We start from the raw sequence: 9,969 nt of genomic DNA on the forward strand, positions 1-9,969 counted from the left end.
AGGCCGGGATGAAGACGTAAGTCAGATAATCGATGATCAGATCCATCAAGACGCCATCGAACTCAGGCGCGTTGGTCTTCACATCATATTTGCGCGCCAGCGGCCCGTCGATGCCATCGACGAAAAAAGGCGATCACCAGCCATAGGAACATGAGGTCCCATTTCTCTTCCACGGCGGCGAGCATGGCGAGCATGGCCAGCACTGCTCCGGTGGCAGTGAAAAGGTGAACGAAGAGGGCGCGCATCTGTATGGTCATGCGTCTGCATCGCAAATCCGCCGGGGGGATGCAAAGGAAACTCTGGCCCCGATGGCAAAAACCAGCGTAGCCGGGGCAGGGCGGGGCAGCTATGCTTGACGCGATCGGCGGCGGGCGCAGGAAATATGGCCAAGTCCCGCGCACCGGGTTGACGGCTAGCGCGATTCCCCTTAAAGCCAGCGAACCAATTCAGGGTCGGCTCTGCGCGGCCCCCACGTTATGTGTGTTTCCGGATCGCTGGAAAGACACAACAGCAAAAGGATGAACCCATGTCGCGCCGTTGCGAATTGACCGGAAAAGGCCCGATGACGGGCAACAACGTAAGCCACGCCAACAACCGTACACGCCGTCGGTTCCTGCCGAACCTCAACGACGTGTCGTTGCAGTCCGAAGCACTGGGCCGCGCGTTCAAGCTGCGCATCTCTGCCGCAGCCCTGCGCAGCGTTGACCACCGTGGTGGTCTGGACAAGTTCCTGGCAAAAGCCAAAGACGTTGAACTGTCCGACAACGCGTTGAAAATCAAAAAGGCCATCGCGAAATCCAGCGCGACAGCCGATGTGCTGAGCTAAGGCTTATCGCATAGAGATTGGGGCCTCGATCCGAAAGGATCGGGGCCTTTTTCGTTTTGGGTTTAGGGTTTTGTTAGGGTTTCCGGCCTATCAGGGGCTAGGGCCGTGGCGGCTCGGGGTAATTTTCTTGCGCAGGGGCATGTTTTTATTCGGGAAACCTTGGAAAGGCGCGCTAATTGATCTTCCGACAATTGTTGTTCTGGCCATGCTACCTGCCGAGCGGGGTTCAGACAGTGCATCAAGATCGGAGACTCCATGACCGACCCCACACCCGGCACGCCCAGTTCCACTACGCCACCCGATATGAATGAGATTGAGACTGATTTCGAGGTCGGCCAAGACAATATCGACGGATCCCTCGGCCCGTTGGGTTTTGATATTCACAACCCGGTCTTCATGGTCTCGGGCCTGACGGCGGTGGCCTTTGTGCTGCTGACCATGCTCTTCCCGGATCAGGCCGGGGTGGTCTTCCTCGCCGTTCGCGATTTCGCCACGACCAAGCTGGATTGGCTGTTCATGATCATCGTGAACATCTTCGTTCTGTTCTGCATTGCGCTGATTTTCATGCCGATTTCAAAGGTCAGGCTCGGCGGGCAAGAGGCCGTGCCGGAATATTCCTATCTGGCGTGGTTCGCTATGCTTTTTGCCGCGGGCATGGGGATTGGCCTGTTGTTCTTTGGGGTGCTCGAACCGGTGTATCATATGAACGTCTCCGGCCCGTTGGGGGTGCCCCTACCGATTGCCGAGGATGGCTCGATCATTCCCGAGAATGTGGAGGCTGCCCGCGCCATGGGTCTTGCGGCGACCTTTTATCACTGGGGGCTGCACGGTTGGGCGGTCTATGCGATCATGGCGCTAGCCTTGGCGCTCTTCACCTATAACAAGGGGCTGCCCTTTTCGATCCGGTCTTGTTTCTACCCCCTGCTGGGTGACCGGGTCTGGGGCTGGCCGGGGCATATCATTGATATTCTGGCGGTTTTCGCGACGCTCTTTGGTCTTGCCACATCGCTTGGCCTTGGCGCGCAGCAGGCCAATGCAGGGTTCAACTTCGCTTTCGGGCTTGAGATTTCGACCAATGTGCAGGTGATCATCATTCTCTTGGTGACCGCCGTGGCGCTGGTGTCGGTCTGGCGCGGGCTGGATGGCGGGGTGAAGATCCTGTCGGAGGTGAACATGATCGTGGCGGTCCTATTCTTCCTCTTCGTGCTTTTCGTCGGCCCGACGCTGGTGGGGCTCGACGGGTTTTGGACCGGTCTGTTGGCCTATACGCAAGAGATCATCCCGCTCTCCAATCCCTTCGGACGGGAGGATGATTCCTACCGCGAAGGCTGGACCGCGTTCTATTGGGCGTGGTGGGTCTCTTGGGCGCCTTTCGTGGGCATGTTCATCGCGCGCGTCTCGCGCGGGCGCACGGTGCGGGAGTTCTTTATCTGCGTGTTGCTGATCCCGTCGCTGATCATCTTCATCTGGATGGGCGTCTTTGGCGGCATCGCGATCGATCAGATCCTTGCCAGCCCTGAGACATCGCTGGTCAAGGCCAATGTGATCGACAGCTATTCGCCGGAACTCTCGCTCTTCGGGATGCTGAATGAGCTTCCCTTTACCAAGATCGCGTCGACCATCGCGATCCTTCTGGCGTTGGTGTTTTTCGTCACCTCATCGGATTCGGGGTCGCTGGTTGTCGATACGATCACGGCGGGGGGCAAGATTGACGCCCCGGTGCCGCAGCGCATCTTCTGGTGCATTGTCGAAGGGTTGATCGCCATCGTGCTGCTGATCGGCGGCGGGCTGTCGGCGTTGCAGGCCGGGGTCACCGCGACGGGGGTGCCCTTCGCGATTCTGATGCTGGTGATGTGTTACACGATCTACAAAGGGCTGCGCAGCGAACCGCGCTGACGGCCTGTGGCGCGCCGGTGGTTAGCGGCGCGCCTCAAGCACTTCGGCCACCCATTCCGGCACTGTCTGGCTGGCAGGCCCGATGCGATGTTCGGCGAACTGATTGCCCACGGCGGAGCGTTCGAGGTTGAACTCAATCGTATGCGCCCCGGCACGGCGGGCCTCGGCGACGAAACCGGCAGCGGGGTAGACATTGCCCGATGTGCCGATGGCGGCGAAGATATCCGCCTCGGCCAGATGATCGAAAAGCGCGTCCATCTCATAAGGCATTTCACCGAACCAGACGATATCGGGCCGCGCGGCGGGGGCACCGCAGGCGGGGCAGGGATCGCCCGGTGCCATGACCATGGGCGCGGGCCAGCGGTGATCGCAAGCGGCGCAGAGCGCGCCTTTGAGCGCGCCATGCATATGCATGACCTGCTGCGACCCGCCCTGTTCGTGCAGATCGTCGACGTTTTGGGTAATCACCACCACCTCGCCGTGCAACTCGGCCTCCAGCCGGGCAAGGGCGCGGTGCGCAGCGTTGGGGGCCACTTCGGCGGCCTGCGCGCGGCGGGCGTTGTAGAAGTCGACCACCAGTTTGGGGTTGCGGGCGAAACCTTCGGGCGTCGCCACGTCTTCGACCCGGTGCTGCGCCCAGAGGCCATCTGAGGCGCGGAAGGTCTCAAGCCCGCTTTCGGCAGAGATGCCCGCGCCGGTGAGGATCACGATCTTGGTCATGGGGCATTATTCTCCGATAGGGTCCATGTCTTCAAGCAGGTGAAAGCCGTCGGCCAGCCAGGGCAATTGCGCGATGGCGGGGGCGATCATATGGGTCTGCATCAACTGCCGCAGGGTCTGGGCGATGTCGCGCGGCACGGGGCCGGACCATTCCGCGCCCGCGAAGAGAGAGATGGTGCGCGCAGGCGGTTGGGCCTGTGCCGCCGCGGGCAGGGGGTGCGCGGCGAGGCGGTCGTGAAAACGGGCGGCGCGCATGTATCCCAAGGGCGTGGTCATCGCCCAGCCGATGCCGCGGGCCACCATGGCCATCAGGGCCAGATGGCTGCCAATCTCGAAACGGGCGGGCAGGTTGTGTCTCTCTGATGCAAGATGCGCCTCGATCTGCCGCGCGATCAACTGATCGGCGGCATAGCGCAGGAAGGGCAGATCGGTGGCGCCGCGCAGCAGGGCGTCGGGATCGGCAGAGGTGCCCGCGGGGGTGACGAGGATAAACGGATCGCGGGCCAGCGGATATTCCAGAACCCCCGCCATCGGTTCGTCGATCTGCGCCGAGAGTGCCATATGCAGGCTTTTGTCGCGCAGTGCCCCGGCCAATTCATTGCTGCCCGCGGTGATCATCCGAAAGCGGCAGCCGGTCAGGCTGTCGCCAAGGATCGTGGCAAGGCGCTGGGTCAGGTCATCGTCGAAATCGTCGATCACGCCGAGGTTCAGCGCCTCCAGATGGGCCAAATCCATCACCGTGACTTCGCTCTGCGCTTGGCGCAATTCGCTGAGCGCCTGTTCGGCCCGGCGCAGGAACATCTGCCCGGCTGGGGTCAATCGCATGGGGCGGCGGGTGTGGTCGACCAGTTCCGCGCCGATGGCCGCTTCGAGGTTGCGCATCTGCTGGCTGACGGCGGGCTGGCTGAGCCCCGTGGCCTCGGCCGCCTGCGCCACCGACCCGCTCCGCGCCAGCGCCTCAAACACTTCGATGCCCCGCAGGGTGATGCCCTTGTTCAGCATATGGTCCCATCTCTTTCGGATCTTGTGAAACCCCGCGCGGGTCAGGTCAAGCCTTTGCCCAAGCGAGCGGCAGCCTCTCGGGCGGTTCCACGAAAGCGGTGCTGCCGGTCTTGAAGCCATCGGTAAAGCTGCGCAGACTGCGCGGAAACTAGGAGCCATTCAAATGAAGATCGCCACAGCCGCCTATCCGCTCGATGTTCTGACATCATGGGCGCAATACGAAGACAAACTGGCCCATTGGGTCGCCGAGGCGGCAGTGCAGGGGGCGGAACTGCTGGTTTTTCCTGAATATGCGGCGATGGAACTGGCGACGCTCGACGGGGCCGAGGTGGCGGGCGATTTGGAACGGTCGCTCTTTGCGGTGTCGGACAAGCTTGAGGAGGCGGAACGGCTGCATGTGAAACTCGCCGCCGAGCATAACGTGCATATCGTGGCCGGCTCAGGCCCCGCAGCGACTGAGAGCCGCCCGGTCAACCGTGCCCGGCTGATCACGCCCACGGGGCAGATCGGCGTGCAGGACAAGCAGATCATGACCCGTTTCGAGCGCGAGGAATGGGGTGTGATCGGGGGCAATGCGCTTCAGGTCTTTGACACGGCCATTGGCAAGATCGGGATTCTCATCTGCTATGACAGCGAGTTTCCCCTGCTGGGCCGTGCGCTGGCGGAATGTGATGTGATCTGCGTGCCCAGTGTGACCGAAACGCTCGCGGGCTATTGGCGGGTGCGCATCGGCTCCATGGCGCGGGCGCTTGAGAATCAGTGCATCACCGCCATGTCCTCGGTCGTAGGCAAGGCCGATTGGTCCGAGGCTTTGGGGCAATCCTATGGCGCGGGCGGGATTTTCTGCCCCCCGGATCGCGGCTTCCCGCCCACGGGGATTTTGGGCATGCGCGAGGTTAACGCCCCCGGCTGGACCGTGGCGGACGCCGATTTGGCGCAGGTCGCCGAGGTGCGCGCGGATGGCATCGTGCTTAACCGAAGGGACTGGCAAGACCAGATTGGCCGCGACGGAAAGGCGATAAACGTCGCTTTGCGCTGAATCCCCCTTGAAAAAGCGCAAAAATGCGCCCATTTAAGCCTGCGCCCTCGTTTTGGAGGGTTTTGTGCTCAAGGAGAGACCATGGCCAAGGAAGATACGCTCGAATTTCCCGGTGTCGTGAAGGAACTCCTGCCTAACGCGACGTTTCGGGTCGAGCTGGAAAACGGCCATGAGATCATCGCGCATACGGCAGGCAAGATGCGGAAAAACCGCATCCGTGTTCTGGCTGGCGACAAGGTTCAGGTGGAAATGACACCCTATGATTTGACCAAGGGTCGGATCAACTATCGCTTCAAGTAAGCGGCACCGCGTTCGCGCGTTGCGCGGCGCAGGCGGGGCCGTGCGCGGCCCCGACCGGGCCGCCGGCCTCAGGCAAAGAGGCCCATAAGATGCAATTCATTCTTGGATCAGGATCGCCGCGCCGGTTGGAGCTTTTGGCCCAGATCGGCGTGACCCCCGATGCCATTCGCGCCCCCGACATCGACGAGACCCCCCATAAGGCCGAGCTGCCGCGCCCCTATTGCGCCCGAATGGCGCGCGAGAAAGTGGCGGCGGTGCCCGCGGGGGCGGAGGATATCGTGCTTTGCGCCGATACCACCGTGGCGCTTGGCCGGCGCATCCTCGGCAAGCCCGAGGATGAGGCCGAGGCCGAAGCCTTTTTGCGGCTGATGTCGGGCCGTCGGCATAAGGTGGTCACCGCCGTCGCCGTGAAGCGCGGCGAAAAGCTCTGGCAGCGTGATGTGCAGAGCAATGTGAAGATGAAATCTCTGTCCGAGCCCGAAATTCGCCGTTACCTCGCCACCGGCGATTGGCGCGGCAAGGCGGGCGGCTATGGTATCCAAGGCCCCGCGGGCGCGCTGATCCCATGGATTAGCGGCTCATTCACTGCAATCGTCGGCCTGCCATTGGCCGAGGCTGCGAACCTGCTGCAAGCCGCAGGTTACCCATTTGACGGAAGGACGCCATGAAGGGCCGTACGATTATTCTCGACCATCTCGGTGATATCGAGGCCGCCGCCCTGATGGTGGACGGCAAGCTGGATGATTTTCTGATCGACAGTGACGGGCCGCGCGTCGGCACCGTTTACCGCGCGATTGCGGATCGTCCGGTGAAGGGGCAGGGGGGCATGTTCCTCAAGACCCCCGATGGCCCGGCGTTCCTGCGTCAGATCAAGGGGCTGGCCCCGGGTCAGACGATTCTCGTGCAGGTCTCGGGCCATGCCGAGCCGGGCAAGGCGATCCCGGTGACCAATAAGCTGCTCTTTAAGTCGCGCTATGCCATCGTGACGCCGGATGCGCCGGGGCTGAACATCTCGCGCAGCATCAAGGACGAGGAAGAGCGCGACCGGCTGCTCGAAATCGCCCATGAGGTGGCGGGCGGGGCCGATCTGGGCTTGATCCTGCGGTCCTCCTGCGCCGGTGCCGATGCGGAGGATATCGCCGAGGATATCGCCAATATGCTCAGCTTGGCGGATACCGTGGCCAATGATGACGCGCAACAGATGGAGGTGCTGAGCGAAGGCGATGGCCCGCATCTGCTCGCTTGGCGCGATTGGACCGCGCCCGCCGAGGTGGTGACCGAGGTCGGTGGTTTTGACGACCACGGCGTTCTGGAAGAGCTCGACCGCGTGGCCTCGGCGCAGGTGCCGCTCGGCGGCGGCGCGTCGATCTTTGTGGAGCCGACACGTGCGCTGGTTGCGGTCGATGTGAACACCGGCAACGATGCCTCGCTCGCCGCCGGGGTGAAGGCCAATATGGCCTGTGCCAAAGCGCTGCCGCGTGCCCTGCGTCTGCGCGGGTTGGGCGGGCAGATCACGCTCGACCTTGCGCCCATGCCCAAGAAGGACCGCCGGACGTTTGAAAGCGCCCTGCGCGCCGCTTTCCGCGCCGACGATGTGGATACGACGCTGGTCGGCTGGACGCCTCTGGGCCATTACGAGCTGCAACGCAAACGCGCCCGCCCGGTGCTGGCGGAGGTGCTGACAGGGGCAGGCCAATGAGCTGCCCGATCTGCAAAGCCGAAACCGTCAAGGCGCATCGCCCCTTCTGCTCGCGCCGCTGCGCCGACATCGATCTGGGCCGCTGGTTCAACGGCAGCTACGCCGTCCCCTCGCGCGACCCCGAAGACGTGGAAGCCGCCATCGACGCCGCCGAAGCGGCACAAGACCGCCCCGCAAAGCCCCATTAACACAGGAAAATTTGCGTTTTTTGAAAAGAAGTGGGTTTCAGGGCAAAATGGGGCTGGACACCCCGCGCCACAGGTCCTAGAACCCGCTCACCCGACCTCGAAAGAGGTGACCCGTGCCCGGGTAGCTCAGGGGTAGAGCAGTGGATTGAAAATCCTCGTGTCGGTGGTTCGATTCCGCCCCCGGGCACCATTCATCATAGAATACGCTATAAAAAACAACAACCTAGGCGGTGTGCCGATTGTTGCTATGTACAGCTCTATGTACGGTTCGCCGTCTGTAGTTTTCGGCGGCACTCATTTCGCCCGCTGTCTCGGTTTGCTAGACGGTCCGCCCAACGCACGCTAGGGTTACGGTAAGGCGAATAGCCATAACAACAAAATCAATAAGCTGAGGTCGCTGCAGGTGCTTCTACAAGACATTTTGGATGAGTATCGCGCGTCAGCGCGGACCGAACGCGAAAAGGGCGACTATTTTGAACGCCTTGTTCGGGTATTTATGGAAAACGACGACACTCAACGTCAGTACTATTCAAAGGTTGAGCCGTTCGCCGATTGGGCGACGTCTCAAGGCTGGAGCAACGCGGACACCGGTATCGATCTTGTTGGAACGCTGTCTGACGGGTCAGGCTATGCGGCGATTCAGTGCAAGTTCTACGCGCCCAATCACAGCATTCAGAAAACCGATATAGACAGTTTCATTTCGGCGGCATCCAATGATCTGTTCACCCGATTGGTCATCGCGGATACAACTCTTAAAGAGTTAGGCCGCAACACGCGGGAAACGCTGGGTAAACTTTCAAAGGATTGGAACCGCATTAGCGTTGCCGAACTTGAGGCAAGCCGCATTGATTGGTCCCAGTTTATTCGTTCTGGCACAGTTAGTTTAGCACCCAAGAAACAACTGCGAGATCACCAGCAAGACGCATTGCGTGAAGTGCAGGCAGGGCTGGAAGCCGCAGATCGCGGCAAGCTGATCATGGCGTGCGGTACGGGCAAGACCTTCACAGGCCTACGAATTGCGGAAACTCTGGCAGGGTCGGGAAAGCGCGTTCTTTTCATGGTTCCATCGCTTGCGCTGATGTCCCAAACCGTCCGGGAATGGAAGAACGACAGCGAAGACGTGTTCACGGCATTTTCTGCCTGTTCTGACTCGAAGGTGGGGCGAAGAACTGACGCTGACAGTCTTGATCTAAACGTGCATGATCTGGCCTTCCCGGCGACGACAGACCCTGAAAAACTTGCTCGTCAGGTCCTATCCGCACCCTCAGATCAGATGACGGTAGTCTTCTCGACCTACCATTCGATTGACGTTCTTACGCGCGCCCAAAAGAACCACGAACTACCAGAGTTCGATTTGGTGATCTGCGACGAGGCACACCGAACCACAGGCGTTACACTGAAGGATGAGGACGACAGCAACTTTGTTCGCATCCACGACAACGACTATGTCGCGGCAAAGAAGCGCCTCTATATGACCGCGACGCCTCGTATCTTTGCTGATACGGCCAAGCGTAAGGCAGACGACTACGACGCCCGCTTGGCGTCGATGGATGACGAAACCAAGTTCGGCAAAGACCTCTTCCATCGTGGCTTTGGTTGGGCGGTGGAGAACCAGCTTCTCACAGACTACAAGGTCGTCGTACTTGCTGTTGACGAAGGCTTGGTCTCTCAAACCATCCAAAACCGCCTCAAGGACGGCCCAGAGCTGACACTGGATGACGCGACGAAAATCATCGGGTGCTATAAGGCGCTGACGAAAAGCGACCTCGCGAAGGATTTGGAGTTTGACCCGCGCCCCATGAAGCGCGCTCTGGCCTTCTGCCAAAGCATCAAGAAATCCGAGATCATCGAAGATGAGTTCACGCAGGTTGTCGACGAATACGTTAGCAACGACCTGATCGACGACGACCGTCATCTAAGCACCGAAGTTCGCCATATCGACGGCAGCTACAACGCCAGCTCGCGGGAGGAAATGCTCAACTGGCTAAAGGCGGACGCAGGCGACAACACGTGCTGGACGTGTCACGGTTTGATGCCGCTCCTTTGATAGCATTTATTGCAGCAAAGGAGACGAACTATGGGAACGAAACGCACGGACGAATTCCGCGCTGATGCGGTGCGGATCGCGCTGACAAGCGGGCTGACACGCAGGCAAGTTGCCTCAGATTTGGGTATTGGCTTATCGACGCTGAACAAGTGGGTGACGGCGCATCGTGACACCAATGTGGTGCCTGACAAGGACTTGGAACTTGCCCGGGAGAATGAACGGCTTCGGCGAGAGAACCGCATTCTCAAGGAG

General features: G+C 60.8%; 11 protein-coding genes, 1 tRNA gene and 1 pseudogene. 10 read left to right on the forward strand and 3 right to left on the reverse strand.

The genetic code is table 11. From position 1 onward, the window contains the following. Positions 1 to 257 (reverse strand): annotated as a pseudogene (locus FCK22_RS19310) (CDP-alcohol phosphatidyltransferase family protein); the annotation flags it as partial. Positions 258 to 526: 269 nt separating this feature from the next. Between FCK22_RS19310 and rpmB the strand changes: the two are divergent. Both rpmB and FCK22_RS11510 read left to right on the forward strand, forming a co-directional pair. After that, a complete protein-coding gene (gene rpmB, locus FCK22_RS11505) occupies positions 527 to 826 on the forward strand; it encodes a 50S ribosomal protein L28 (RefSeq protein WP_067268014.1) in 300 nt (99 codons plus the stop codon). A 255-nt stretch (positions 827 to 1,081) separates the two neighbouring features. Next, positions 1,082 to 2,722: a BCCT family transporter gene (locus tag FCK22_RS11510; protein WP_067268013.1), complete on the forward strand. Its 1,641-nt coding sequence runs from the start codon at positions 1,082 to 1,084 to the stop codon at positions 2,720 to 2,722. Positions 2,723 to 2,743: 21 nt separating this feature from the next. On the opposite strand, the gene FCK22_RS11515 is transcribed toward FCK22_RS11510, so the two are convergent. Both FCK22_RS11515 and FCK22_RS11520 read right to left on the reverse strand, forming a co-directional pair. After that, a complete protein-coding gene (locus FCK22_RS11515; RefSeq protein ID WP_067268011.1) occupies positions 2,744 to 3,442 on the reverse strand; it encodes an NAD-dependent deacylase in 699 nt (232 codons plus the stop codon). A 6-nt stretch (positions 3,443 to 3,448) separates the two neighbouring features. After that, on the reverse strand, positions 3,449 to 4,444 hold the full coding sequence (locus FCK22_RS11520; protein ID WP_067268009.1) for a LysR family transcriptional regulator: 996 nt from the start codon (positions 4,442 to 4,444) through the stop codon (positions 3,449 to 3,451). A 163-nt stretch (positions 4,445 to 4,607) separates the two neighbouring features. Here FCK22_RS11520 and FCK22_RS11525 point away from each other — a divergent pair, with 163 nt between their 5' ends. The 8 genes from FCK22_RS11525 to FCK22_RS11560 form a co-directional block, all read left to right on the forward strand. Continuing rightward, complete coding sequence (locus FCK22_RS11525; protein WP_067268007.1) at positions 4,608 to 5,483, forward strand: carbon-nitrogen hydrolase family protein; 876 nt, start codon at positions 4,608 to 4,610, stop codon at positions 5,481 to 5,483. A gap of 81 nt (positions 5,484 to 5,564) precedes the next feature. Next, on the forward strand, positions 5,565 to 5,783 hold the full coding sequence (infA, locus tag FCK22_RS11530) for a translation initiation factor IF-1 (protein WP_005978431.1): 219 nt from the start codon (positions 5,565 to 5,567) through the stop codon (positions 5,781 to 5,783). Between the two features lie 89 nt (positions 5,784 to 5,872). Next, positions 5,873 to 6,451, forward strand: coding sequence for a Maf family protein (locus FCK22_RS11535; protein ID WP_067268006.1), 579 nt, complete (start codon positions 5,873 to 5,875; stop codon positions 6,449 to 6,451). Then, entirely contained in the window at positions 6,448 to 7,482 is a 1,035-nt protein-coding gene (locus tag FCK22_RS11540) for a ribonuclease E/G (protein ID WP_067268004.1), read from the forward strand. Before FCK22_RS11535 ends, FCK22_RS11540 begins: the two co-directional genes overlap by 4 nt. Then, on the forward strand, positions 7,479 to 7,670 hold the full coding sequence (gene yacG, locus FCK22_RS11545; protein ID WP_067268003.1) for a DNA gyrase inhibitor YacG: 192 nt from the start codon (positions 7,479 to 7,481) through the stop codon (positions 7,668 to 7,670). Before FCK22_RS11540 ends, yacG begins: the two co-directional genes overlap by 4 nt. Before the next feature lie 115 nt (positions 7,671 to 7,785). Continuing rightward, a tRNA-Phe gene (locus tag FCK22_RS11550) sits at positions 7,786 to 7,860 on the forward strand. 213 nt (positions 7,861 to 8,073) lie between these two features. After that, positions 8,074 to 9,717, forward strand: a complete 1,644-nt coding sequence (locus tag FCK22_RS11555) for a DEAD/DEAH box helicase family protein (RefSeq protein ID WP_248646506.1) — start codon at positions 8,074 to 8,076, stop codon at positions 9,715 to 9,717. A gap of 30 nt (positions 9,718 to 9,747) precedes the next feature. Next, positions 9,748 to 9,969: transposase (locus tag FCK22_RS11560; protein WP_169306077.1), on the forward strand; the 222-nt coding region annotated here is incomplete at its 3' end.

Source organism: Sulfitobacter sp. 15WGC, from assembly GCF_005068605.1.
In the GTDB taxonomy this organism is placed as follows: Bacteria; Pseudomonadota; Alphaproteobacteria; order Rhodobacterales; family Rhodobacteraceae; genus Sulfitobacter; species Sulfitobacter faviae.